20 protein-coding genes are annotated in these 24,254 nt (G+C 72.8%); 7 read left to right on the forward strand and 13 right to left on the reverse strand.

Annotated elements, in window-relative coordinates:
• Window positions 1-13: 13 nt before the first annotated feature.
• The 5 genes from ACFZDE_RS23690 to ACFZDE_RS23710 all read right to left on the reverse strand — a co-directional run bounded on the left by ACFZDE_RS23690 (window position 14) and on the right by ACFZDE_RS23710 (window position 6,437).
• Complete coding sequence (locus ACFZDE_RS23690) at window positions 14-1,357, reverse strand: serine hydrolase (protein WP_391202641.1); 1,344 nt, start codon at window positions 1,355-1,357, stop codon at window positions 14-16.
• A gap of 130 nt (window positions 1,358-1,487) precedes the next feature.
• The gene (locus tag ACFZDE_RS23695; protein ID WP_391202644.1) at window positions 1,488-2,846 is read right to left on the reverse strand and encodes an ATP-binding protein; all 1,359 of its coding nucleotides are present in this window, start codon (window positions 2,844-2,846) and stop codon (window positions 1,488-1,490) included.
• Between the two features lie 54 nt (window positions 2,847-2,900).
• On the reverse strand, window positions 2,901-3,563 hold the full coding sequence (locus tag ACFZDE_RS23700) for a response regulator (RefSeq protein WP_390994455.1): 663 nt from the start codon (window positions 3,561-3,563) through the stop codon (window positions 2,901-2,903).
• A gap of 142 nt (window positions 3,564-3,705) precedes the next feature.
• Window positions 3,706-5,691, reverse strand: coding sequence for an FtsX-like permease family protein (locus tag ACFZDE_RS23705; protein ID WP_391202647.1), 1,986 nt, complete (start codon window positions 5,689-5,691; stop codon window positions 3,706-3,708).
• Complete coding sequence (locus tag ACFZDE_RS23710; RefSeq protein WP_391202650.1) at window positions 5,691-6,437, reverse strand: ATP-binding cassette domain-containing protein; 747 nt, start codon at window positions 6,435-6,437, stop codon at window positions 5,691-5,693. The genes ACFZDE_RS23705 and ACFZDE_RS23710 overlap by 1 nt, the downstream gene beginning before the upstream one ends.
• Window positions 6,438-6,585: 148 nt before the next feature.
• Between ACFZDE_RS23710 and ACFZDE_RS23715 the strand changes: the two genes are divergently transcribed.
• Both ACFZDE_RS23715 and ACFZDE_RS23720 read left to right on the forward strand, forming a co-directional pair.
• Window positions 6,586-7,863, forward strand: coding sequence for a sensor domain-containing protein (locus tag ACFZDE_RS23715; protein WP_391202653.1), 1,278 nt, complete (start codon window positions 6,586-6,588; stop codon window positions 7,861-7,863).
• Window positions 7,851-8,519 carry a LuxR C-terminal-related transcriptional regulator gene (locus ACFZDE_RS23720; RefSeq protein WP_390994443.1) on the forward strand — a complete coding sequence of 223 codons (669 nt, stop codon included), beginning with the start codon at window positions 7,851-7,853 and terminating at the stop codon, window positions 8,517-8,519. The genes ACFZDE_RS23715 and ACFZDE_RS23720 overlap by 13 nt, the downstream gene beginning before the upstream one ends.
• A gap of 59 nt (window positions 8,520-8,578) precedes the next feature.
• Here the strand turns inward: ACFZDE_RS23720 and ACFZDE_RS23725 are convergent, their stop codons facing one another.
• From ACFZDE_RS23725 to ACFZDE_RS23740, 4 genes are all read right to left on the reverse strand, one after another.
• Window positions 8,579-9,748 (reverse strand): glycosyltransferase, encoded by a 1,170-nt coding sequence (locus ACFZDE_RS23725; protein ID WP_391202656.1) that lies wholly within the window; start codon window positions 9,746-9,748, stop codon window positions 8,579-8,581.
• Between the two features lie 30 nt (window positions 9,749-9,778).
• On the reverse strand, window positions 9,779-9,970 hold the full coding sequence (locus ACFZDE_RS23730) for a hypothetical protein (RefSeq protein ID WP_391202659.1): 192 nt from the start codon (window positions 9,968-9,970) through the stop codon (window positions 9,779-9,781).
• On the reverse strand, window positions 9,967-11,175 hold the full coding sequence (locus tag ACFZDE_RS23735) for a glycosyltransferase 87 family protein (RefSeq protein WP_391202662.1): 1,209 nt from the start codon (window positions 11,173-11,175) through the stop codon (window positions 9,967-9,969). The genes ACFZDE_RS23730 and ACFZDE_RS23735 overlap by 4 nt, the downstream gene beginning before the upstream one ends.
• 169 nt (window positions 11,176-11,344) lie before the next feature.
• Window positions 11,345-12,097, reverse strand: a complete 753-nt coding sequence (locus ACFZDE_RS23740; RefSeq protein ID WP_391202665.1) for an ATP-binding cassette domain-containing protein — start codon at window positions 12,095-12,097, stop codon at window positions 11,345-11,347.
• Window positions 12,098-12,317: 220 nt separating this feature from the next.
• On the opposite strand from ACFZDE_RS23740, the gene ACFZDE_RS23745 reads away from it, so the two are divergent.
• Window positions 12,318-13,151 (forward strand): SDR family oxidoreductase, encoded by an 834-nt coding sequence (locus tag ACFZDE_RS23745; RefSeq protein WP_391202669.1) that lies wholly within the window; start codon window positions 12,318-12,320, stop codon window positions 13,149-13,151.
• A 35-nt stretch (window positions 13,152-13,186) separates the two neighbouring features.
• Here ACFZDE_RS23745 and ACFZDE_RS23750 read toward each other — a convergent pair whose 3' ends face one another.
• The 3 genes from ACFZDE_RS23750 to ACFZDE_RS23760 all read right to left on the reverse strand — a co-directional run bounded on the left by ACFZDE_RS23750 (window position 13,187) and on the right by ACFZDE_RS23760 (window position 15,440).
• Complete coding sequence (locus ACFZDE_RS23750) at window positions 13,187-14,362, reverse strand: MAB_1171c family putative transporter (RefSeq protein ID WP_391202672.1); 1,176 nt, start codon at window positions 14,360-14,362, stop codon at window positions 13,187-13,189.
• A complete protein-coding gene (locus ACFZDE_RS23755; protein ID WP_390994424.1) occupies window positions 14,349-14,804 on the reverse strand; it encodes a regulator component in 456 nt (151 codons plus the stop codon). The genes ACFZDE_RS23750 and ACFZDE_RS23755 overlap by 14 nt, the downstream gene beginning before the upstream one ends.
• A gap of 183 nt (window positions 14,805-14,987) precedes the next feature.
• Complete coding sequence (locus ACFZDE_RS23760) at window positions 14,988-15,440, reverse strand: hypothetical protein (RefSeq protein ID WP_390994421.1); 453 nt, start codon at window positions 15,438-15,440, stop codon at window positions 14,988-14,990.
• Window positions 15,441-16,282: 842 nt separating this feature from the next.
• On the opposite strand from ACFZDE_RS23760, the gene ACFZDE_RS23765 reads away from it, so the two are divergent.
• Entirely contained in the window at window positions 16,283-16,771 is a 489-nt protein-coding gene (locus ACFZDE_RS23765) for a helix-turn-helix domain-containing protein (protein ID WP_391202675.1), read from the forward strand.
• Window positions 16,772-16,812: 41 nt separating this feature from the next.
• Here ACFZDE_RS23765 and ACFZDE_RS23770 read toward each other — a convergent pair whose 3' ends face one another.
• On the reverse strand, window positions 16,813-20,052 hold the full coding sequence (locus ACFZDE_RS23770) for a BTAD domain-containing putative transcriptional regulator (RefSeq protein ID WP_391202678.1): 3,240 nt from the start codon (window positions 20,050-20,052) through the stop codon (window positions 16,813-16,815).
• 174 nt (window positions 20,053-20,226) lie between these two features.
• Between ACFZDE_RS23770 and ACFZDE_RS23775 the strand changes: the two genes are divergently transcribed.
• Genes ACFZDE_RS23775 through ACFZDE_RS23785 form a run of 3 tightly spaced genes read left to right on the forward strand, consistent with a single transcriptional unit; the run spans window position 20,227 to window position 24,122 of the window.
• Window positions 20,227-20,901 carry an NAD(P)H-dependent oxidoreductase gene (locus tag ACFZDE_RS23775; protein ID WP_390994413.1) on the forward strand — a complete coding sequence of 225 codons (675 nt, stop codon included), beginning with the start codon at window positions 20,227-20,229 and terminating at the stop codon, window positions 20,899-20,901.
• Entirely contained in the window at window positions 20,844-21,614 is a 771-nt protein-coding gene (locus ACFZDE_RS23780; RefSeq protein ID WP_391202681.1) for an alpha/beta fold hydrolase, read from the forward strand. Before ACFZDE_RS23775 ends, ACFZDE_RS23780 begins: the two co-directional genes overlap by 58 nt.
• 33 nt (window positions 21,615-21,647) lie before the next feature.
• The gene (locus tag ACFZDE_RS23785) at window positions 21,648-24,122 is read left to right on the forward strand and encodes a BTAD domain-containing putative transcriptional regulator (protein WP_391202684.1); all 2,475 of its coding nucleotides are present in this window, start codon (window positions 21,648-21,650) and stop codon (window positions 24,120-24,122) included.
• Window positions 24,123-24,254 lie beyond the last annotated feature (132 nt).

The following is a 24,254-nucleotide window of genomic DNA, read 5'->3' on the forward strand; positions in this document are numbered from 1 at the left end:
GGGCGAGGCGGGGTTACGCGGCCGGCGTCCGCCGGGCGGAGCGTCCGCCGAGTTGCATGAGGATCACATCGCCGGTGGCGGGTGCGGTGACGAACCGGCCCGTGTAGGGGGCGGTGTCGGTGTCCGTGCGCCGGGCGGTGAAGGTCAGGTCGCCGTGGAGGGCGAGGTCGGCGGTGAGTCCGGTGGCGTCGGTCAGGCGCAGGGCGGAGCCGTCGCCGCGGGTGCGGACGGCGAATCGCGTGTCGCCGTTGCGATAGTCACCGGTGAATCGGTCGGGCCCCGTCGTCACGGGGGGCGCGGTGGAAACCGCGGGACGGTGGTCGCCCACGGGTATGCCGTGCTCCCGCAGCGTGTCGACGAGGTCGGCCCACAGCAGGGTGCCGGTGGTCGCGTTGGTGGTCAACGCGACGGCGGTGCCGGTGGCCGGGTGGAAGCGCAGGTGGGCGGTGCCGCCGTCGGCGGTGCCGTCATGTCCGAGCCAGGTGCCGTCGGGGGAGGTGTAGTGGGCGAGGCCGAGACCCCAGCCGTCGGCCATGCCGAAGGCGTCGGCGAGGGGGTCCCGGGCCGCCATCTCGGCACGGTCCGTGGCCGGGAGAAGGGTGTCGGCGCCGGGGTGGGTGCCCAGGTGCAGGGCGGCGAGTGCGACCAGGTCGTCGGCGCTCGCGGCGAGGCCGCTCGCCGGTGCCCAGCCGGCCGGTACGTACGGGTCGACGGGGTGCGCGGTGCGTTCACGGCCGGACCGTACGGCGTGGCCGTCGGCGAGGGTGCGCAGGCCCGCGGCGAAGCCGCCGCTCAGGAACACCGGGTCGATGCCGAGCGGTCGTAAGAGGAAGTTCTCCACGACCGCCTGCCATTTCATGTCACCGGCGGTCTCGATGACCCGTCCGACGACGTTGTAGCCGGTGTTCGAATACGAGAAGCAGTGACCGGGTTCGTGCAGGGGTGACGTGGTCGCGACGCTTGCCGTGTAGCGCGCCAGGGACGATTCTCGTGCGTCGTCGAGTTCATGGTCGGCGACCAGTCCGGCGGTGTGACTGAGAAGGTGTCTCAGGGTGACGGCGGAAAACCGGTCGTCCTCCGCCCCGTCGAACTCCGCCAGATATTCGGCGACCGGTTCGTCCCATTCGAGATCTCCCTGGGCGACGAGCTGCGCGGCGACGGTCGCCGTGAATGCCTTGGTCACCGAACCCAGGGCGAAAGCGGTGTCCGCAGTCACCGGCCGGGTGGTTCCGGCGCGCGTCACACCCGTGGCCACGGACAGGCTTTCCCCGGCCCGGTGGATGGTCAGCTGCGCGCCGGGAACCGAGTGGCCGTGCGTGAGTCTGCGCAGTCGGTCTGCCGCAAGAGGCGCTTCCACATCTCCCCCTTGATGAACGTCATGGGTACGGCTACCCGCACCGTGGGGGGTGCGGCTAGCCGTACCCCCTCATCCTCGATGACCCGCTCGAAGAAAGGCAAGGAGTTTCGATTTAGGGAAAGAGTGCAGGTCAGATGGGTCGCGTTGACCAGGGGAGAGTGGCGGTCACCGTCGTCGGCCCGCCGGGGGGACTCGTGACGTCCAACCGCCCGTCGAGGGCTGCGGCCCGGTCCTCCAGACCGCGAAGCCCCGTCCCGTCGGTCGGCGAGGCGCCGCCCGTGCCGTCGTCCGTCACCGAGACGACCAGCTGGTTGTCGCGCTCCTTCAGATCGACCTGAATACGTGTGGCGGACGCGTGCTTGACCGTGTTCGCCAGGCATTCCGCGACGATGTAGTACGCGGTCGACTCCACGTTCACATCGGGGCGCCGATCGAGAGTGCTGGACACGGCGACGGGCACGTGAAACCGCTCCGTCAGCGCGGTGACGGCCGCGTCGAGACCGCGGTCGCTCAAAATGGGCGGCTGAATTCCGTGCACCAGGTCCCGGATCTCATCGAGCGCCCTGCCGATTTCCTGGTGTGTTTCCTCGACGAGCGCATTCAGGTACGCCACGTCGTTGTGCTGCCGTCGTTTCGCCTGCGACAGGCGCATGAGCAGAACCGCCAGACGCGCCTGTGCTCCGTCGTGCAAATCCCTTTCCAGACGACGGTAATCGGCGTCATTGACCCTCAGGGCCGCGATGCGCTGGCGCTCGGCCGCCTGCTCCCGGAGCCGCGCTTCCGCCGCGTCGATACGGCTGAGGACGCGCCGCACCATCCGGGCCCGCAACTTGCCCATCCACAGCAGCACGCCCAGCAGCACCGAGAAGAGCACCAAGGAGGCGACAGCGACCGACACGCGCGTGACCGCCCCGGTCACCGGCAGCGTCACGCCGGGCCCGAACGCGAGCTGCTCGGGCGGCCCCAGGGGCAGGGCGATGACGAACGCGATCACCGGGAACACCAGGGTCGCCAGCGGCAGCAGCCAGACCGTGCCGAGCAACAGCAGTCCGAGGTAGCCGAGGTCGTCCCAGCCGGCCTCGGCGGACCGGCGCTCGCGCTGCACCTCCCGGTCGGCCTCCGTGAACCGGTGCGACGGGTCCCCGGGGTCGCCGGCGACCGAGTGGGCGAGCAAACGCTCCAGGTCGGCGACGGCCCGCAGCAGCGGCAGACTGAACGACATGCCGTCGCGCAGGGCCGCCATCCGGGCCGGCACCTGCCGCAGCACCTCACCCAGGGCGTGTTCGGTCCCCCTCGTCCGCCGCCGCGCCGCCGGCACGGCCCGTCGAACCAGCGCCCCCGCGCCGCGCACGGCCACGACGACCGCCCTCGGAAGGCCGACGAGCAGGAGCCACGAGACGGCGCGCAGGACCAGCGAGGCCGCCAGGAGAGGCGCCAGCAGCAGGCCGACCAGACTGCCCACCGAGAGGTAGATCAGGCCGGCGGCCACACGGTGGGGAGTCGGGAATGTCATGGGGCTACGGACCATCGTGCGTCAGCCGGCTCAGTCCTTCAGCCTTTCCAGGCCCCGCAGATAGTCCAGTACGGCCAGCACCCGGCGATGGTTCTCACCCGTGTTGGGAATCCGCAACTTGCCGAGGATCGAGGTGACATGCTTTTCCACCGCACGCTCGGATATGCCGAGGCGGTTCACGATTCCACTGTTGGTAAGCCCCGTCGCCATGAGTTCGAGCACTTGGCGTTCGCGCGGCGTCAGCAACTCGGTGGCGCGCTTCTCGCGTGGACTTCCGACGAACTGCTTGAAGATGTCGGAGTCGAGGACGGTTTCCCCGCGCCGCACCCGGTGCAGGGCGGAAAGGAATTCCTCGAAGTCCCCGACGCGTTGCTTCAGCAGGTACCCCGTCCCCGTCGGCGCGTTCCGCACCAGCTCCTCGGCGTAGGTGGGCTCCACGTACTGGGAAAGGAGCAACACCGCTGTGTCCGTGCCGAGTTTCTGTATCTCCAGGGCGGCGCGTATGCCCTCGTCCGTGAATGTGGGGGGCATACGGACATCCATGATGACGACGTGCGGCCGGGTGGCCCGGACGACTTCCAGCACCCCCGTGGCGTCGCTCAGCGAAGCGACCACGTCGATTCCTTCGTCCGCCAGCAGTCTCGCCATCCCGGCTCGCAGGAGCGCGGAATCCTCGGCGATCGCGACGCGCATGGAGACTCCTGCTCGTTAGATCGTGCCGACCGACCACCGGGTATGACGCCGCCCGATGGTGAAAGGGAATTGGAGCCGTGGGGGGCCATCAGCATAGGGGCGGCACGGTGGGTGACGCTACGCCGAGCAAGATCCGAGCCCCCTAGCCACGGGAGGCGACCATCGCCACACCGGCTTGCCGAAGCAAACGACCGGTCGCGGCCAGACTCACCACCACGCCCGCGAGCACACACGCCGCCGTGAGTGCCGTGAGCATGCCCCACTCGACGCTCAGCGGCGCCTCGTCGCCGAGCACCGTCAGCGCTCCTCGGTAGGCCCGGGCCCCCACCGCGACCACTCCCGCCGCGATCAGCACGCCCAGCGCGGACGTGGAAAGCGTCTCCCACAGAGCCATGCGGCGCACCTGCCCCGCGCTGATCCCGAGCATCCGCATGCCCGCGATCTCCCGTCCGCGCCGGCTGTACGACATCACCAGCGTGCCCGCCACGGCGATCAGCGCGTACAGCGACGCGGGCACCGTCAGCACTCCCAGCACCAGCCGGTTGAGCCGGTCCTGGTCGGTCGCGGCCTCGCCGAACCACTGGGCCGACGGCACCACCGCGACCCGCTCGGCGCCCACCCGCGCGGTCAGTTCCGCGGCCACCGCCCGCGCCGAGCCCGCGGCCTCCTCGTCGAGCAGCACAAAGGCACGCGCCGGGGCCGCGGCCGCATCCCGCGCACCGCCCGGCAACAGGAGAGGGGGTACCGCCGACCCGCCGTCCAGCACCGCCACCACGCGGGCGCTGACCCGCCGCCCGCCGAACAGCCCGTAGGTCACCGTCGAACCCGCGCGATGCCCGTACCACTCGGCGAACTCCCGAGACACGGCGACCGTGCCGGGCCGCAGCGCCTCCAGCGATCCGTCGACCACGGAGATCCGGTGCGTGCGGGCCAGAGCGGCCGGGTCCTCGACCGCCGCCTGCTCCTTCCACACCGAGTCCGGGCCCGCCACCGCCACCTCCAGCGAGGAAGGCGCCGAGACGGCCGCCACCCGCGGGTCGGCACGCAGCGCCTTCACGTCGTCCGCGCTCAGCGAGTCGCCCCGGGCGGGCTCCACGACGAGTTGGGCGACGGTACGCGCGCGGTCGTCCGCCTCCGTCGCCGCGCCCGTGGTCGACAGCACGGTCGTGAAGGCGCCGACGACCGCGACAATCGCCAGCACCGGTCCCACCAGCGACGCCGTACGCCGCCGCGACGTGCGCACCGACTCCGCGGCCAGACGTCCGGCCACCGGATCGGCCCAGCGCAGGGGCAGCGCCATCAGCCTGAGTAGCGGCGGCAGATACACCGGTCCCAGCAACGTGGCCGCGACCGCCAGCGCCATCGTGCCGAACAGGGCCAGCGGAGTCGCCGCCTCCGCCCCGGCGCCGGGGGCCAGCGCCAGCATCACCGCGCCGGTCACCAGCATCAGCCCGCCCGTCACCGCGCGGCCCGCCGTCATGGTCCGGGCATCCAGGACCGCCTCGCGCAGCGCCTCCGTCGGGCGGACCCGGGCCGCACGCCCCGAGGCGGCCAGCGTTCCCAGCACAGCCATCAACAGGCCGCCGGCGGCAGCGAACACGAGCGGCCAGAGCAACGGTCCCTGCCGCAAATCGACCGGCGAGAGGCCCGTTCCGTTGAGCGCTTCCACGGCGAGCGGCGCGGCCACGACGGCGGCCGCGCACCCCGCGAGCGCGGCGGGCACCGCCACCGCCAGCGACTCGCCCAGCACCATCCGGCGCACCTGCGGCCCGCCCGCGCCCGCCATGCGCAGCAACCCCATGTCACGGCGGCGCAGGGCGATACCGAACGCACAGGTGCCGGTGATGACGAAGACCGTCACGAACGCGGACACCACCCCCGCCATCGCCAGCACACTCTGCACCCCACCCAGATCCAGGTCACCGCTGGACAGGGTGTGAGCCGTGCCGGTGCCGTCCTTGAGCGTCACCGACGGGTTCCCGGCCCGCGGCGACGTCGGCACGGCCCAGGTCGCGGCCAGGGCCGACGCGGACGTGCCGATCAGTGCCACGCCGAGGGCGAGAGCGACGAACGTACCGGCGAACAGGGCCCAGTAGTGCCGCACCGAGTACAGCGAGATCCGCCACATCACCGCTCCCACATGCTCAGCCGGGAGGCGACCGCGTCGGCCGTGGGGTGATCGAGCCGGCCCACGACCTGGCCGTCGGAGAGGAACACCACCCGGTCCGCGCACGCCGCCACCGCGGGGTCGTGCGTCACCATCACCACCGTGCGCCCCGCCCGGTCGACCACGGCGCGCAGCAGCTCCATGATCTGCCGGCCGCTGTGCCGGTCCAGGGAACCGGTCGGCTCGTCGGCGAAGACGATCTCCGGCTCGGCCACCAGCGTCCGCGCGATCGCGACCCGCTGCTGCTGGCCCCCGGACAACTGCGCGGGCCGGCGGTCGGCCTTGTCCGCCAGACCCACCTCGCGCAGCGCCTCCATGACCCGGTCCCGTTTCACCGACCGGCGCCGCAGTCGCAGCGGCAGGGCCACGTTCTCGTACGCGGTCAGCATCGGCAGCAGGTTGAACTGCTGGAAGACGAAGCCGATCCGGCCGCGGCGCACCGCAGTGAGCCGCCGCTCGTCGCAGACGGCGAGGTCCGTGTCTCCGAGGAGGACCTTGCCGCTGTCGGGCCTGTCCAGGCCGGCCGCGCAGTTCAGCAGCGTCGTCTTCCCGGAGCCGGACGGCCCCATCACAGCGGTCAGCGCCCGCTGCGAGAAGCCGAGACTGACCTCGCGCAGCACCGGCACGCTGCCCGCGGCGCCCGGGTAGCTCTTGGAGACGGCGGCCAGCTGGACGGCCGGCAGTTGGATGTCGGTGAGCAGAGACATGACTCCAGTTCAGCAGCGCCAGCCGCCCCGGGTCAGTGGATCTGCAAGGAGTCCTGGGGGGCGGGTTTTCCCTACCATCCACCGAGGCCGGCGGCCGGTTAGAGTGACCGGCTGACCCGCCCGCGCACGGCCCCGGAGGATACGCACCATGACCGTCGCCGTCTGGGAGGCCCTGCGAGAACGGCCCCTGCGTTTCGCCCTCTCCACCTGGCCGCTGCGATGCTGGGCGTTCCTGCTGAGCGGCACGCTCGTGGGCTTCTTCGTCCTGCTCCTGCTGACGGCCCTCCTCTTCGTCGGGGTCGGACTGTCCGTCGTGGGCGTCGGGTTGCTCGTTCTCATGGGAGTCGCCGTGCTGGGCATCCCCGTCGCCACGCTGGAACGGCACCGGTTACGGCTCGTCGAACCGGAACCGCTCCTCGACCCCCACGGTTCGCTCCCCGGCACCGGCGCCTGGCCCTGGCTGCGCACCCGGCTGCGCGAGCGGGCCACCTGGCGGGAACTGGGGTACACCCTCGCCCTGGGTGTGGTCTTCACCGCCACGGGGATCGGCTTCGCCGCCCTGCTGGGCCTGTCGGTGCTGCTGACGGCGACTCCGGTCATCGTGTGGGCGATCGCCCCCGACACCGTGATGCTGGTGCCCGGCCGGCCCGTCTCCGACCCCGTCGCCGCCCTGCCCGGCAGCGCCGCGGGCCTGCTCGGACTGCTCGTCTGCGCATACGTGGGCGGGCTCCTCGCCGGTGCGCAGGTGTGGGTCGCCCAGTCCCTGCTGTCGGCGCGGGACGAGGACTTGAGTACGCGGGTCATCGAACTGACCCGTTCCCGGGCCCGGTTGGTCGACGCCTTTGAAGCCGAGCGGCGACGTATCGAACGCGATCTGCACGACGGCGCCCAGCAGCAACTCGTGGCGCTCAGCATGACGTTGGGCCTGGCCGAACTGGAGCTGCGCGGCCAGGACTCGCCGGCCGGCCCCCTCATCGCCCGCGCCCGGGGCGAGGCCCGCCAGGCACTGGACCAGCTGCGTTCCCTGGTACGCGGCATCCACCCCCAGGTCCTCACCGACCACGGACTGCCGGCCGCCGTGTCCGAACTGGCCCTGCGCAACCCGATCCCGGTGACCGTGGACATGCGCCTGCCGGACCGGCTGCCGTCGGCGGTCGAGACGACGGCCTACTTCACCGTCACCGAGGCTCTGACGAACGCCTCCAAGCACAGCGGCGCCGACCAGGTCAGCGTCGTCGGCCAGTTGCGCGACGACAAACTGGTCCTGCTCATCACCGACAACGGCCACGGCGGCGCGGACCCGGCGGCCGGAGCCGGTCTGCAAGGATTGGCGGACCGTGTGGCCATCCTCAAAGGGAGACTCGTCGTGACCAGTCCCGTCGGCGGACCGACCCAACTACGGGTGGAGGTGCCGTGCTCCGCGTAGTGCTCGCCGAGGACGCCGTCCTGCTGCGTGCCGGTCTGGTGGAGTTGCTGTCCCGAGTCGGACACGTGGTGACCGCCGCCGTCGGGGACGCCGGAGAACTGGCGCGCGCCGTGGACGCCGACCGGCCGGACGTGGTCATCACCGATGTACGGATGCCGCCCGGCTTCCGCGACGAAGGGCTGAAGGCGGCACTGGAACTGCGTGGCCGCCACCCGGGCCTGCCGGTCGTGGTGCTGTCGCAGTACGTCGCCACGGCCTACGCGACACAGTTGTTCAGCGGGGCCTCGTCCGCCGAGGGAGGACTCGGCTACCTGCTGAAGGACCGGGTCGGGGAGGTCACCGACTTCCTCGACGCGCTGGACCGCGTGGCCGGCGGGCAGACCGTGATCGACCCGGAGGTGGTCCGGGTGCTGCTCCAGCAGCGGACCGCCGACGAACCACTCCAGCGCCTCACGCCCCGCGAGCGGGAGGTGCTGGCTCTCATGGCGGAGGGGCTCAACAACCAGGCGATCGCGCAGCGGCTGACCATCACCGAGGCGTCGGTGGTCAAGCACTCCAGCAACATCTTCATGAAGCTGGATCTCGACCCGGCCGAGGGCAACCGGCGCGTCCTGGCGGTCCTCGCCCATCTCCGCCGGGACGCCCCGCAGGTCTGACCGGGGCACCGGCGGCGGCCCGGGGCACCGGCGGCTGCCCGGGGGAGGGCCGGAGCGTGTCAGCCCTCCCCGTCGCCCCGGCCGGGAACCGCGGCCTGGAGGTCGGCGCCCGGGGACAGCAGCCGTGTCAGCCGCTGCGCCGACGTGTCCCAGGACCACTGCGAAGTCACCCATGCCCGGCCGGAGTCGCTCATCGCCGCGGCCTTCTCGGGGGTGCGCAGGATCCCGGACACGGCGCGGGCCACGGCCCCCGTGTCAGCGCCGTCCACGACGGTGCCCGTCACCCCGTCCACGACGGCGTCCGGCGCACCCCCCGAGTCCCCGGCCACCACCGGCAGTCCGCTGGCCGCCGCCTCCAGGAACACGATGCCGAGCCCCTCGGCCTCAAGCCCGGCCTTCCGGGTCCGGCACGGCATGGCGAACACGTCCGCCGCCGCGTAGTACGGGGCCGTCGCCTCGTGGTCCAGCCCGCCGACGAACACCACGTGCCCGTCGGCGTGCCGGCGCGCGAGCTTGCGCAGCCGCTCCTCGTCCGGGCCGCTGCCCACGATCACCAGCACCGCCTCCGGCACGTCCTGCCGTATGGCGGGCAGCGCCCGTATCAGCATGTCCTGGCCCTTGCGCCGGACCAGCCGCGAGACGCACAGAACGACCTTGCGCCCCACGATGCCGTGCCGCTCCCGGATCTCCCGGGCCCGGCCGGAGACGGGCACGAACTCCGCCGCGTCCACGCCCGGAACCAGGCGCACCAAGGCGGCTCGCGGCCCCAGCGCCGGGGCGATACGGCGCCGGGTGTACTCGCCGAGGTACGTCACGGCGTCCACGTGCTCCCCGATGCGCCGCATCACCCGCCTGGCGCCCGGTGTACGCGCCCACCAGATCTCGTGCCCGTGCGTCGTGGCGACCATCCGCCGTATCCCACCGCGCCGCAGTGCGGGCGCCATCGCCGCGAGCGGGGCGGCGGCCCCGAACCAGACCCGGTCGCAGCCGTGCCGCCGGGCGATCTCCAGCGTGCGGCGGGTCACCCTGGGGGTGGGCAGCAGCATCCGGCTGGGGTCCCGGACCACCGGGAAGGGCAGAGTGGCGTCGTACGCGGCGGCACCCGGTTCGCTGGACGTGAAGACGACCACGTCGTTGCCCGGGACGCGGGTCGCCATGGCGTGGACGAAGGTCTCGATGCCGCCTTGGCGGGGCGGGAAGTCGTTGGTGACGATCAGGGTGGTGCCCATGGTGGTCGCTGCCTCCGGAAAGGGGGGTGGTCAGGCGGTGAAGAGGTGGTCGCGGCAGTCGCCGGTGACGTGACCGGCGGAGACCCAGCGGCCGTGCCGCAGGCGATGAGGCTGGTGACCGAGGCCGCGCGGGTGCCGCAGCACCTCGTCCCCGACGAAGGGGAGCCGGTGGGCGCTCCACCGCGGGGCGGCCCCCGCCGCCGCGGTGCGCCGGGCCCTCACCGGGCGCCCCGCGCGGCGGGGACCGGGGCCGGGTGCGCAGGACGGGAGGTCCGTACGACGAGGTCGTGCGCGGGTTCCTTGCGGCGGGCGCCGCCCACCAGCCGGGCGAGTACCGCCAGGGTGACCGGCAGGGCGAGATACCCGAAGCGCCCGGCCGGCGCGAGCAGGAACGCGACGCACAGGCCGACGGCGAGCCGGTCGGCGGCCGACACGAGGTCGTGCGGAGGCCGGACCAGGAGGGAGGCGAAGACGGCCAGCCCACCGCCCAGCAGCAGTGCGACCGCCGCGTACCAGCCGGCCGGCCCGAGGTCCGCGAGCAGCCGGCCCGGCAGCGGACTGGCCGCCGGGGTCTCGAACGGCCCGCGCCCGGTCGGGAAGGCGAACACCTGCTGCACCAGAGCCCCCGGCGACAGCAGCGCGCTCGGCAGTACGAGCAGGACCGTGCCCCCCACCGCCACGACCGCCCCGCGCACGGCCGCCCGGATGCCTCCTTGGTGGGCGAGCAGCGTCACGGCGACCGCGACGGCGGGCCAGGCCGTCCACTTGAGGGAGCAGGCGGCGGCGAGCGCCAGCCCGGCGGCGACGGGCCGGCGCCGCGCCGCGAACGCCAGGGCGAGGAACAGCAGTCCGGTCAGCGGCAGGTCCACGCCGCTGACGCAGAGCGGAAGCGCCACGGCCGGCGAGGCGACGAACGCGCCGACCGCGTAGCCCCGCGACGCGCCACCGCCGACCGCCGAGGGGCCGCCGGCCGGGCGCCGCAGCGCGCTCCGGGCGGCCCACAGACAGCCGAGGAACGCCACGGCGCACCAGAGCCGGGCGTCACCCAGCAGTCCGGGCACAGGGCCCCTCTCGCCCAGCACCGCGCGCGGCAGCCCGAACACGGCCATGCCCGGCAGATACGGGGTGACCTCGCCCACCGTCTGCGGGTCGGGCAGGTACGGCGTGGCCTGGCGCAAGGTCAGTGAACCGGAGCGCTCGACCACGCCGACCTCGCTCTGCGCCGCGCCGGTCAGCACCAGGAGCACGAACGGCACGACGACGGCCCCGAAGAGCGCCAGGCAGACCGGGACGGCGCGGCCGCGCGGGCGCGCCGACAGTGCGGCGACCGCCGCGCACAGGTATCCCAGGCAGGCGCTCATGCCCCAGACCCGGTGCGGCTCGGGTGCCGTGATGAACGGAAAGACAGCGGCCCATGCGGCTGCCACGAGCCAGCCGCCGCACCACAATGTCCGCTTGTCCGGACGAAGTTGAGCCCCATGAATCAGCACTCGTCCATTGCATCCGCGGCGTCGGGCCCGGTCATGACGGCCAGGTCGAGACCTGACGGTCGGGTTTTCCCCACCATCGCCGCGTCCCGTCGCGCAGGCCGAGGAGTCAGGGCCGGCTCTGGCCCGGCCGCCGTCGCGCGAGTTCGGCGGCCACCTCGTCGGCCGTCGGATGGTCGATCTTGCCGACCACACGACCGCCGACGAGGAAGACGGTCCGGTCCGCGCAGGCCGCGGCCGCCGGATCGCGTGTGCCCATGACGACGGTGCGTCCGGCCTGCTCCACCAGGGCGCGCAGCGTGTCCATGATCCGGCGCCCACCGGCGAGGTCGAGCGCGTCCGTCGGTTCGTCGATGAACAGGATCCTGGGCCCCGCCGGCAGGGTTCTGGCGATGGCGACGCGCTTGAGCTGCTCGGCGGAGAGCTCGTCCGGGTACCGCCCGGCCGCTTCATCGAGGCCCACCTGGCGCAGCGCCTCCATGGCGGCCGCCCGTCGGGCTCTGCGGCCGGTGGCGTACGACGCCTCGGCCACGATCTGACACGAGGTGAGCGCCGGGTCCACCTCGGGCTGCCGCGGTACCAGGAGACCCCGGAACTCCGTGAGCTCCTGATCGTCCAGGGCCTCCAGCTCCCGTGAGCCCTTGAACACCTTGCCCTGGTCCGGCCGTTCCAGACCCGAGGCGCATCGCAGAAGGGCGGTCTTGCCCGCACCGGACGGACCCACGACCGCGGTGAGGGTTCGCTCCGGGAAACCCACACTGGCTTCGTGGAGCACCCCTCCACGGCCGGCGGAGCCGCGGTGGCCCACGGAGACCCTGACCAACTGGACAACGGGGAGACGGACATCGGTGATCTGCGACATGTCGGGCAGTCCTCGTCGAAGTCGGGGATCCGGGGATCGGGGGATCGGGGGATCGGGGAATCCCAGTGCAACAGGGCGGCCGGGGGGAGGCAGTAGACCTGGCAGGAGAGTTCGGGGGTGGGTTTCCCCCACCACCTGCCATGTCTCAAAGTGATCAGCAGGGGATCGGTGGGTCCTAGGCTCGGATACGTCGTGTGATCTCGAAGGAGCCGGAACAGCTGTGACTGACGGACGAGTTGTTGTCGTGACCGGTGGAGGCTCGGGCATCGGGGAGGCCACCGCGCGGCTGTTGCGCGAAGGAGGCCACCAGGTGGTCGTCTCGGGCCGGCGGAGCGAGCCGTTGCGCCGTCTCGAACAGGAGATCGGGGTGCTTGCGCATCCCTCCGACGCGAGGGACCCGGAGGCCGCGGACGGTCTCGTCCAGGCGACTCTGGCCGCGTACGGACGACTCGACGGGCTCGTGCTCAACGCCGGTATCGGGCGCGGCGGATCCGTGGGCGACCTGTCGCTGGAGGACTGGGACGAGGTGATGCGCACCAACGTCACCGGTCCGCTGCTGCTGCTGAGGGCCGCGATCCCGCACCTGCTTCGGGTGAGGGGGGCGGTGGTCGCCGTCGCTTCGGTGTCCGCCCTGCGCAACGGTACGAGCAACGCCCCGTACGCCACGTCCAAGGCGGCCCTGCTCCAGCTCTGCCGTTCCGTCGCCGTCGACTACGGGCGTCAGGGGGTGCGGGCCAACATCGTGTGTCCGAGCTGGGTGCGAAGCGAGATGGCCGACCGCCGCATGGCGCGCTTCGCAGCCGAGGCGGACCTGCGGGGTGAGGGCGTGGACGGCGCCTATGAGGAGGTGACCGGGCTTCTTCCGCTGGGTCGTCCGGGTGAGCCGCGTGAGATCGCGGAGACCATCAGCTGGCTGCTGTCCCCGGCGGCGTCCTATGTGAACGGCGCCGTGCTCACCGTCGACGGCGGGGCGACGGCCCTGGATCCCGGGACGCTGGCGTTCGACTTCCGTGTCGCGCCCCGCCACGACGAGACGCCCGGCACTCCTCGATAACGGCCCGGGCCCGCGGCTGCCGTGCCGCCCGCCCGTCACTCACGCCGCGTCGGTGCCACCGCTTCGACGGGCTCGTCCTGCCAGGGCAGCGCGTCCGTCATCGACGGCCACATCCGGGCGATCCCCAGCAATGTCGCGGGGCTGCCGCGCTCCACACCGGGCAGCGGACGGGGGAGGGACCCGGGCGCACCGACGAGCTTGGCCCGTCGTGCCTGGCCCAGCGTTCCGGCCAGTGCGGCGGCAGCGAGCCGATGGTCCGGCACCCCTGCCCGCCGGGCATGCCGCTCCGCCTCCTCATAGGCGCCGGGACGGACGAACCGCTGCAGATCCAGGAGCGCGTCATAGGTCTCGATCGTCTGTCTGTGAGCCTGCAGCGCCAGCGGGGAACGCGGACGCAGGACCTCCAGGAGCCTGGTCCGCTGCGGGCTGGAGAGCGCTACGTGGGGCACCGCCAGCACAAGATCGCGCCACAGTGGCCACAGACGCCAGGTGACACGCAGGGCGCTCCATGACCGGACGAGGGCGGTCGCGGTGGGGACCAGCAGCGATGCCGCCCTGATGCAGCCGTGGACGCCGATGATCAGGGACAGGTAGGGGAGCATGGCGGAGGTGCCGCCGTAGAGGTGCCAGAGGTAGCCGCACCAGAAGACGAGCGCGAGGACGCTTCCGGCGGCGAACAGCCGCAGCGACCAGACGAGATCGCGATCCTCGGTGCGCAGGCTGTACGACCAGCACACCACGAGCGCGACGGCGTCACCGGCCAGGTGGGCCACGATGAGGAGCAACCAGTAGGAGAACGCCGGGTCGGCCGGTCCCTGGACGGATGTCACGCTCTCGCGCGGGTGGCCGGCCTGCAGCAGGTCCAGGGCGACCAACGCAGCCATCACCGTGGTCGGCCCCGCCGCCACGACGAGGCGCAGACGGCGGACCCGGGTGGAGTCGACCATGAAGACAAGGACCAGCCCCGCGCTGAGGACGCCGATCAGATTCCGGGTCAGGGCGACCGTGTGGAGTTCCATGCCGGCGTGCGTGAGCCGGCGGACGACCTCGGGCTGGAAGAGCGTGATGGCGACGGCCGCGGCCAGGACCGTGAGCCACAGTCCCCGCTGGTGCGGCTGGCGCAGCGCGGGCCGGGCGCGCAGGACGAGGGCGAACCACATGGTGACGATGCTGAGGAGCCCCACCTGGGTCGCCAGTTCAGACACCGGCATCGTCCGTCACCCCCAGGAACGCGCCGAGACGGCCGAGAGAGCCGGCCACCGGGCCGGTCTTCCCGGCGCTCTGTATCAGGCTGGCGATCATCTCGGCTTCTTGTTCCTCGGCGGTCGTGTAACTGGTCCGAGCCATCAGTCGCTTCACGAGATGCGGCTGCAGACCGCTGAGGAGCCGGTCCGTCAGCTCGTCGCCCGGTTCCGTGATGCCCCGATGGTGGTCGCACAGGACGTGGCCGATCTCGTGCAGGATGATGTGCTCGCGGTGCAGGGGCGCGGTCCGGGCCTCGTAGAAGACGTAGTCGGCGTCGTCGGTGCCCAGCCAGAGGCCACAGGCTCCGGCGATCGCCGCCTGCTCGGGCAGTTCCCTCAGGACGAGCGGGCGGCCTCTGAGTTCCTCCACCCGCTCACGGATCGCGTCGAGGGAAAGAGATCGCTGCACCCCGAGATCACGCAGGATCGCCGCACACTTCCGCTGCAACCTGGCATACTCCCCCGTTCGTCTCACCTGCTGTCACCCCCTTCCCGGATGACAGAAACGCGAAAGACGTCTGAACGCTTGCATGGGCGGGCTTCGTCCCTCTTGCTCTCACTGGTCGTGGCTGCCCCGACTCTCCGCATGGTTTCACCGGCCGGGACGCTGGTGTCCTCCTGCGGAGTCGGACTCGCCGGACATCGCGTTCACGAGTGCGAGAAGGGCGTCGAGCCCTGCCTCCGACAGCCCGTCGGCACGAAAGGCCAGCGTCCGTACCTTGCTGTTGCCCAGGGCGACGGCGAACTCCATCTGGCGCCTCACTCTCTCGGAGACCTCCTCGTCGGTGAAGTAGTCCGGCGTGACGCCGAAATGCTCCGCCAGCACACGGAGGTGGTCGCGTGTCACGTTACGCTTCCGCCCCGTCGCCAGCTCCCAGAGGTAGGTGGCCGAGAACGTCCGCCCCGTGCTCTGGCGGATCTCCTCCGCGATCTTGCTGTAGGGAGGACGGTTGCCCCGGTAGAAGGCGTTGACGATGTCTTCGAGCCGTCGAGCCAGGGATGACGGGTCTGCCGTGCCGTTGTCGCCGTTACTGCTGCTGGCCAAGTCTCCAACTCCCGGGCGCGATAACACGTCTGTGTCCAGCGGACAGGACAGGGCACCCAACTTACGCAGCGACCCGCCGCTTGCCCACTCTCTCCGGGCCCGCGGACGCCTTTGGCGCAAAATCTCCCCGGCGTCCAGCGTGCGGGAGGGCGTGGGACGGATGGCGGTCGGTGCGGCAATGCTGGGCTCCAGCGGATCAGTTGACACCCTTTCATCCGCTGAGTACGGTCCCCGAGTGCTTGCGTCGCACCAGGGGGAATCACGGGGATGAAAGTCACAACGGAGCCGGCGGGATCCGACGCAGATCCGCGAGCCGGCCTCCTCACCTGTTCAGAAGTCCCGAGGGCTCTGCCGTGTCCGACCACCGGCAGCGTCCGACGTCTCCCCGCCCGTTCGGCACAGCGCGTACACGAGGGGCCCAGCGGTCCGGCCGCATGGTCCGCAGCCGGTCCCCGTGGAAAGGCATGACGCACGAACCGCACGAGCCGAGTTGAGGAGACAGCGCAGTGGTCTGCATGCATCTCACGGTGAAAGACCTTTCTCGCATCCGCTTCGTCGGCTCTCTCGGACTGGATCTCGAAGCGAGGTTCGCCGAGCTCAGATACGCGGACCCGCGACCGGACGAATTCGCGGACTGGCGTATGAAGGTGCGGAGAAGACTTCGCCACGCGAGCACGTCCGGCGCACCTGGCGCCGGGCCCCTGCGACGCGCGCCGGCAGCGACGCCCCATGCCGACATCCGGCGCTTCAGCTCGGTGGCCGTGGTGCCCTTCTGGGGGCGCATACGCAACCACCTGGAACAGGAACGTGAAACGCGCGGCCGCGCCGTTCTCTCCGGCGGTGTGGAAAGCCTCCTCAACGAGTTGCACCCCTCCATCAGCTGGCACGCCCCCCTGCTCCAGGTGGGCGACGAACAGGAAGGCCGGCGAGCCGACCCGCTCGGAGAGGGCCTGGTCATCGCGCCGTCGCTGTTCGCGCCCGGGCCGATGGTCCTCGACGCGGAGACGGGCGGCCAGGACGCCCCCGTCCTCGTCTACAACGTCAGCCCCACCCCCGACACCGCCGCCGGACTCTGGCAACAGCAGGAGGAGGACCGGACCGCCGCTCTGAGCGACCTCCTCGGGCACACCCGCGCGAACGTCCTCGAATCCCTGCGGTCGCCCGTGTCCATCAGTGAGATATCCCGCCGTCTCGACCTCTCCCACCCCTCCGTCAGCAGACATCTGGGTGTCCTGCGCAGGTCCGGGATGGTCGCTGCCGAACGCAGGGACAACCTGACCCTGCACCGGCTGACACATCTCGGCGAGGCGGTGCTCGGCCGGAGGGACTGACCGGCCCGGAAGCCGCCTGGACGGCACCGCCGTTCGCGGCGTCACGGTGCCGGTGGGGCCGTCTCCGCCAGGGCCTCCGCCTCGTGGGTGCGCCGCGTGCCGGCGGTGAACTCCCAGGTGTACGTCGCCTCGTCCATCGTGGCGCGCAGGCGGGTCGCGATGCGTTCCACGTCGCCCCGTTCCGCCGGGGGGTGCGGGGCGCCCGCTCGTTCCCGGGTCGCCGCCGCCGTGCCGAGCAGGCGCGCCGCGCGGTACGGGTCTCCTGCCAGCGAGTACGCGCCGGCCAGGCCCTCAAGGGCCAGGGCGACCGAGCGGGGGTCCTTGGTCGTCGCGGCGGCGGCGAGCCCGTCCCGGTGGTGGGCCAGGGCCCGGTCGGCGTCGCCGCGCTGCTCGGCGATGAAGCCCAGTTCCGCCAGGACCAGCGCGAGGCCCGGGCCGTCACCGCGGCGACGGTTCCAGGCGAGCCAGGGCCGCAGCCACTCCTCGGCGGCGTCGAGAGCGCCCTGACGGCGGGCGCTCAGCGCCAGCCCCAGCGCGGCGAACTGCTCGGCCGGCTGGTTGCCCTGCCCGACCGCGATCCGCAGGGCGCGCCGGTGCAGGTCGTCGGCCTCGTCGTAGCGCTGGGTGAGCAGGGCGATCCGGCCCAGGCCCGACAGCTTCGTGGACATCTCGGGCCAGGTCTCCAGCGCCTGGGCGATCCGCAGGCTCTCCCGGTGCAGCTGCGCCGCGAGGTCGTAGTCGCCGTTGATCTCGGCGAGCCTGCCCAGCACGTCCGTCGTCTTCAAGCGGCCCCACAGATCGCCCAGTTCCGCGAAGTGGGCGCGAGCCTCCTCGGCGTTGCCGCGCAGCGACTCCAGGTCCCCGCGGGCCAGGGCGAAGCACGCACGGGTGGTCAGCGCCGCGGCGGTGCCCCACGCGTCGCGCAGCGTACGGAAGCGGACCAGGACCCGCTCGACCCGCTGCTCGCCCTTGGCCAGCGCCCCCACCGTCCACTGCGCGTGCGCCAGGAACCACTGCGCCCTGGTGGACTCCAGCGTGGACTCGGGCGGGTACTCCTCCGGCGCCGCGCACTCCCGGTCGAGCTCGCCGAGCAGCAGCCGGATGCCCGTGTACCAGAACTCCGCCTCCACCCGCTCCTCGGGCGTGGCCTCACCCGCCGTGTCCAGGGCCGTCGCCAGGGCCCTGCGGGCCTCGCCCAGCCGGCCGCGGACGTACCAGTACCAGGTCAGCGAGTTGACCAGGCGCAGCGCCTGCTGCGCGGCCCCGGCCCGGGCGGCCTCGGCCAGCGCGCGCTGCACATTGGCCGCCTCCAGGTCCAGGTACTGAAACCAGCGGGACTGCTCCCGCTCGTGCAGATGCGGCCGGGCCCGCTCGGCGAGGCGCACGCAGTGGCGCAGATGCCGGGCGGCGGTCGCGGCGTGCTCCCCGGACTCGGCGAGCTTGTCACGCGCGTAGACCGCGACCGACTCCAGCAGCCGGTAGCGCGGGCCCTGCGGCCCCTCGGTGCGGACGGCCAGTGAGCGCTCCACGAGCAGGCTCAGCGCGTCCAGGACGTCGGCGGCGGACACCCCGCCGCCGGAGCACACCTCCTCGGCGGCCCGCAGCCCGCACCCCTCGCCGAACACCGACAGCCGCCGCAGCACGGTCCGTTCCCGGTCGTCCAGCAGGCTCCAGCTCCAGTCCAGCGTGGCCTGCAGCGTCCGGTGGCGCGAAGGAGCGTCCCGGTAACCGCTGTTGAGCACCTTGAAACGGTCGTCCAGCCGGTCGTGCAGCTCCCGGATGCCCAGCGACCGCACGCGCGTGGCGGCCAGTTCCAGAGCGAGCGGGATGCCGTCGAGGCGCCGGCACACATCGGCGACCAGGGGAGCGGTGGTGTCGTCGAGCACGAACTCCGGGTCCGTCGCCCTCGTCCGGTCCACGAAGAGGCGTACGGCGCCCGCGCTCGACAGCGCGTCGAGGTCCGGGAGGTCCTCCGGGGGCAGCGACAGCGGCGTCACCGGGTACACCGTCTCGTCCCGGGTGCGCAACGGCTCCTGACTGGTCGTCAGGATGTGCAGATGCGGAGCCCGGCCCAGCAGCAGCCCCGCCAGCCGCGCGACGCCCTCCACCACGTGTTCGCAGTTGTCCAGCACCAGCAGCAGCCGCCGCCCGGCCAGGGCGTTCGCCAGGCGGTCCGCCGGGCCCCGGGCGTCGTCGTCCGAGGTGTTCTCCCGGATGCCCAGCGTCGCCATCACCTGCTCGGCCAGCGCCTCCGCGCCCGCGAACCGCTCCAGGCCCCCGGTGTCCGCGAGCTCCACCAGCCAGGTGCCCTCGCCGAACGCGCCCGCCAGACTATCCGTCGTCGCCTGGGCGAGCCGGGTCTTGCCGACGCCGCCCGGCCCGGTGAGCGTCACCAGACGCCGCTGTAACAGCAGCTCCCGGATCGCCCGCAGGTCCTGCTCGCGGCCCACCAGGGGCGTCGCCGAACCGGCGGTACCCGGACCCGCCTGCGCCCCCGCGGCGGACGGCGCCACGGCGGGCTCCGGCCTCGCCAGGACCGGGTCGTGGCGCAGGATGGCCTGCTGCAGCGCCTCCACGGACGGGCCGGGCGTCAGCCCCAGCTCCTCGTCGAGCCGGCGCCGCAGATCGTGGAAGCAGTCGAGCGCGTCGGAGGAACGCCCCGCCTGGTACAGCGCCCACATCAGCGCGCCGCGCAGCCCCTCGCGCAGCGGATGCTGCCCGACCAGCTCCGTCAGCTCGCCGACCAGCAGGCTGTGCTCACCCAACTCCAGGCGCACCGCGGCGTGTTCCTCCACCGCCGTGAGGCGTTCCTCCTCCAGGCTCGCCGCGGTCGGCCGTACGGACGGCTGGTCGGCGAACTCGGCGAACGCGGGACCGCGCCACAGCGCCAGCGCCTCGGTGTACAGCGCCGCCCGCGTCACCGGGTCCGCTCCGGACCTGGCCCGGGCGACCAGCTCGCGGAACCGGCCGGCGTCCAGCGCCGTGGCCGGGACGTCCAGGACGTATCCGGGCTGCCGGTGCGCGATCAGTTCACGGCCGCCCGCCTCGGCGTCCTCCAACGCCCGGCGCAGCTGGGAGACTTTGGCCTGGAGCGAGGCCGTCGGCCGGGCCGTGAACGTCGAGCCGCCCCACAGGTCCTCGATGAGCCGCGCCGACGGGACGACCTGCCCCTGATGTGCGAGCAGGTCGGCGAGGAGCATGCGCACCTTGACTTCGGGTACCCGCACGACCCGACCCTCGTCCGTGCGCACCTCCAGCGGCCCCAGCACCCCGAATTCCATGATCTCAGCGTAACCGGCCGACGACCGGCGTGACGTGCGACGAAAAGGGCTCGGCCACCGGCCCCGAAGGGCGCCCCGCAGTGTTTCCGAAGGTGTCCGAAGCGAATCCGAAGCGGCATATGCCAGGGTTCCCCGAGGAATGCGGTTCGGCGCTGGTGCGGAAGGCGGGGGCAGGTGGCCGAGAATGAACGACTGCGGCTGGCGATCATCATCGGCAGCATCAGGAAAGGCCGGTTCGGGCACGTCGCGGCGGAATGGCTGGCCGCACGGGCCCGGTTGCGGCCCGACTTCGACGTGGACGTCATAGACCTCGCCACGGCCTGGCTGCCCGACGTGATGTCCGCCGACCCCTCGGCACCCCGGCCCCAGGCCGTCAAGGATCTCGCGCCCTGGCTGCGGGCGGCCGACGCGTTCGTGGTGGTCACCCCCGAGCACAACCAGACCTTCCCGGCGTCCCTGAAGAACGCCATCGACTGGTACGACACGGAATGGCACGCCAAGCCCGTCGGATTCCTCTCCTACGGTGGCCCCTCCAGCGGATTGTGCGCGGTGGCGGCCCTGCGCCAGGTCTTCGGCGACGTCCACGCCGTCCCGGTGCGCGAGACCGTGAGCTTCCACAACTACTGGGAGCGGCTCGGCCCCGACGGCACCCTGGCCGCCTCCGACGACTGGGACGTGTCGGCCCGGCTGATGTTCGACCGCCTCAGCTGGTGGGCCGGTGTGCTGCACCGGGCCCGCGCGGAGCGCGGCTACCCCGTACCCCAGGTGAACAGACAGGAGCGCAACGCGCCATGGACCGCCAGTGGTTCCGACGTTTCGCCGATCCCGAGCCCGACGCTCTCCGGCTGATCTGCTTCCCGCACGCCGGGGGCGCGGCCAGCGCGTACCAGCCGCTGTCCCGGCGGCTGCGCCCGCACGTCGAGGTGCGGGCGGTGCAGTACCCCGGCCGCCAGGACCGCCGGACGGAGACGCCGGTGGCGGACATCAAGGAACTCGCCGCGCTCGTCGCCGGGAAACTCCAGGACGACGAGACGGCGGCGCCCTTCGCGTTCTTCGGGCACAGCATGGGCGCGCTGGTCGCCTACGAGACCGCCCGGATCCTGGAGGAGCGCGGTGCCGCGTCGCCCCGCAGGCTCTTCCTGTCGGCCCGGGGAGCGCCGGGGCCGCGGCGCAGTCCGCACGACGTCCTCCCGGACGACGAGGCGATCCTGACCGCCGTACGCCGGCTCGGGGGGACCGGCGTGACCCTGCTCGACGACCCCGAGCTGGTGGCAATGGTGCTGCCGGCTCTGCGAGCGGACTACGCGGCCCTCGCCGCGTACTCCTGGACACCCCGGGAGCCGCTGAGCACACCGCTCACCGTGCTGTGCGGCGACGCCGACCCGGTCGTCTCCGTCGAGGAGGCGTGCGGCTGGCTGGAGTTCACCAGCGCGGAGACCGAGGTGCGGATCCTTCCCGGCGGTCACTTCTATGTGGACCGGTGTCTCGGCGACGTGGCCGAGGTGGTACTGCGCGGCGTCCGCTCGACGAGCGCCGCGGGTGGGCAACGACGCCTGCCATGACTGATCACGGGTGTTCGACGTACGGGGGTAGGCGTGGAATTCAAGGTTCTCGGACCGCTTGACGTGGTGAGCGGCGGGCGCAGTCTGCCGCTGGGCGGCGTCAAGCAGAGAGCGGTCCTCGGACTGCTCCTCCTCCACGCCAACCAGGTGGTCGCCACCAGCCAGCTCCTCGATGCCCTGTGGCCCGAGGACGCGCGGCCGGTCACGGCCCGCAAGATGGTGCAGAACGCCGTATGGGGGCTGCGCGCCCTGCTGGAGAGCGGTGACGGCGAGGGGCACACGGCGCCCCGGCTGCTCACCCGGGCACCGGGGTACGTCCTGCGCGTCGACCCCGAGCAGCTCGACGCGACCCGTTTCGAGCGGGCCGTGGCCGCCGGCCGGGCCCGCCTGGACGCGGGTGAGGCCGCCGAGGCTGCCGAGCTGCTGGGGGAGGCCCTGGCGGAATGGCGCGGCTCGGCCCTGTCCGACCTGGCCGAACAGGGCGTGGAGTGGGCCGAGTTGACGGCGTTGCGGCAGCTGCGGCTGGACGCCATGGAGGACCGCTTCGAGGCGGAGCTGGCGTGCGGCCGGCATCACGCCGTGCTCGGTGAACTCACCTCGCTCGCCGAGGCCGAACCCCTGCGGGAGCGGCTGTGCGGGCAGTTGATGCTCGCCCTGTACCGCTGCGGACGGCAGGCGGAGGCGCTCAGCGTGTTCAGCAGGGTGCGGCTGGCGCTGGTCGAGGAGTACGGCCTGGAGCCGTCCGCCGCCCTGCAGACCCTCCAGCACCGCATCCTGCGCCACGACCAGGCGCTGGCCGGCCCCACGGACGTCAGCGCGGAGATCCGCGCGGAGGCGGACCCGCCGGAGGCGAGTACGCCCGAGGTGGGTGCCTCCGAGACGGGTCCGCCCGGGACGAGAGCCCTCGAGAGCGGTGTCCCGGGGCGCCACGCGTCCGGCGGGACAGGTGTCGCGCGGGCCCCGGTCCGGATCACCGAGGACACCGTGTTCCCGGGGACGCCGGCCGGGCCGGACGTCATGGCGCCGGAACCCCTGCGGGTGCCCGCCCTGCTGTCCGTCGGTGCCGCGCAGAGCGGGGACCGGCCCGGCGCGGCGACGGCGCACGGCGCCGCAGCGCGCGGTGAACGCCCGGGCCTGGCAACGACGTTCGGTGCCGCCGAGGGGGGTGCCGTCGCCGAGCGGCGGGACGTGTGCGTGCTCGTGGTGTGCACCGAGTCCGCCGGGGACGCCGCGGCCATGGGGAGCGAACAGCTGGACACCTCCCTGCACGACGCGGTCACCGTGCTCACCGAGACCGTCGAGGACCGCTCCGGGACGGTCGTCGGCTCCATGGGCGGGCTGTGCGCCGCGCTGTTCGGGCTGCGGTCCGCACGCCCCGAGGCGTCGCTGAACGCGGTGCGCGCGGCGTTCGCCGCCCGCGAGCGGCTGACCTCACGGGCCGGCATGGTGATGCGGGCCGTGGTGATCTCCGGCAAGGCGATCGTGCGGCACGACCCGCACGACCCGGGCGCCGCCGTCTCGGTGGTCGGCACCCTCCTCGACAAGGCGCACGGGCTGCTCTCCGGCGTACCGGAGGGCGAGTTGTACGTGAGCGAGGACGTGGCCGCCGACACCGGCGCGTGGGTCGGCTACGACGACACGACCCGCGCCGCCGACGGCGCCCCCGGCGTCCGCAGGGCCCGGGCCCTGCACCCCGACGAGCCCGCCGGGCACGGCACCGACACCCCGCGCCGGCCCGAACTCGCCCTGCTGGAGAACCTGCTGGAGTACTCGCGCCACCATCATGTGCCCTCCTTGCTCACGGTGCTCGGCGACCACGGGGCCGGCAAGTCCCGCCTGCTCGCCCAGTTCGAGCACCGTGTCGCGGGCGACGCGGACGGGGTACGGGTCCTGCGGCCGCGCGTCCCGGGGGACGGGCAGGACGCCGCGGGCGTCGCGGCGGCGCTGCTGGATGCCTGGGCGCCGCGGCCCGGAGCCCGGCACGACCCGTCCGAGCAGCGGATCAGGGCGGTGGTGCGCTCCGCCGTCGACTCCGACGTGGACGCCGCGCGGCTGCTGCGTGTGCTGTGCCCCGCACCCCGCCCCGCCCTGCCGGGGCACGGGGCCGAGCTGCTCGCCGCGTGGGGCGAGGTGATCGCGCACGAGGCACGGCACCGCACCGTGGTGCTCTGCCTGGACGACCTGCACCTCGCCGACGACGCGGTGCTGGACTGGGCGGAGCGCCTGGGCGGCGCGGGCACCGGGTCGCTGCTGGTCGTCGCCTGCGGCCACTCGGACCTGCTGCGCCGCAGGCCCATCTGGGGCAGCGCCTGCGAGCACGCCGGCCGGCTGACCCTGCCGCGCCTGCGCGAGCCGGCCGCCGCGCCCCCGCCGCGCCGCACGCCCTTCCTGGACTGCCGTCCCCGCCGCCAGGAGGAACGGCCCCGACCGTCCGGCCGTATCCACGCGGGTTTCCGGCCCAAGACCCCGGAACCGGTCGAGGCCCGGCCGGGCCGCCGGGCGGTGTGAGGCACGGGGGCGTCGAGCGGCGCGAGCCGCGGTCGGTGAGCGCGGTGTGGGCCGGTGAGGTGTGGTTCGAGGTGCGGATGACCGGGGCGAGGAGTCACCAATGGGCGCTGTGTGGGCGGGAGTTGGTGTGCT

The sequence above is a fragment of the Streptomyces sp. NPDC007929 genome (genome assembly GCF_042959065.1).
Lineage (GTDB): Bacteria > Actinomycetota > Actinomycetes > Streptomycetales > Streptomycetaceae > Streptomyces.

What these genes read in the sequence shown, in the direction of transcription:
- ACFZDE_RS23700 (WP_390994455.1), bottom strand. Translation starts at nt 3,563, where the DNA reads ATGCGCGTCGCGATCGCCGAGGATTCCGCGCTCCTGCGAGCCGGGATG.
- ACFZDE_RS23705 (WP_391202647.1), bottom strand. Translation starts at nt 5,691, where the DNA reads ATGTGGCGGATCTCGCTGTACTCGGTGCGGCACTACTGGGCCCTGTTC.
- ACFZDE_RS23710 (WP_391202650.1), bottom strand. Translation starts at nt 6,437, where the DNA reads ATGTCTCTGCTCACCGACATCCAACTGCCGGCCGTCCAGCTGGCCGCC.
- ACFZDE_RS23715 (WP_391202653.1), top strand. Translation starts at nt 6,586, where the DNA reads ATGACCGTCGCCGTCTGGGAGGCCCTGCGAGAACGGCCCCTGCGTTTC.
- ACFZDE_RS23725 (WP_391202656.1), bottom strand. Translation starts at nt 9,748, where the DNA reads ATGGGCACCACCCTGATCGTCACCAACGACTTCCCGCCCCGCCAAGGC.
- ACFZDE_RS23740 (WP_391202665.1), bottom strand. Translation starts at nt 12,097, where the DNA reads ATGTCGCAGATCACCGATGTCCGTCTCCCCGTTGTCCAGTTGGTCAGG.
- ACFZDE_RS23750 (WP_391202672.1), bottom strand. Translation starts at nt 14,362, where the DNA reads ATGCCGGTGTCTGAACTGGCGACCCAGGTGGGGCTCCTCAGCATCGTC.
- ACFZDE_RS23770 (WP_391202678.1), bottom strand. Translation starts at nt 20,052, where the DNA reads ATGGAATTCGGGGTGCTGGGGCCGCTGGAGGTGCGCACGGACGAGGGT.
- ACFZDE_RS23780 (WP_391202681.1), top strand. Translation starts at nt 20,844, where the DNA reads ATGGACCGCCAGTGGTTCCGACGTTTCGCCGATCCCGAGCCCGACGCT.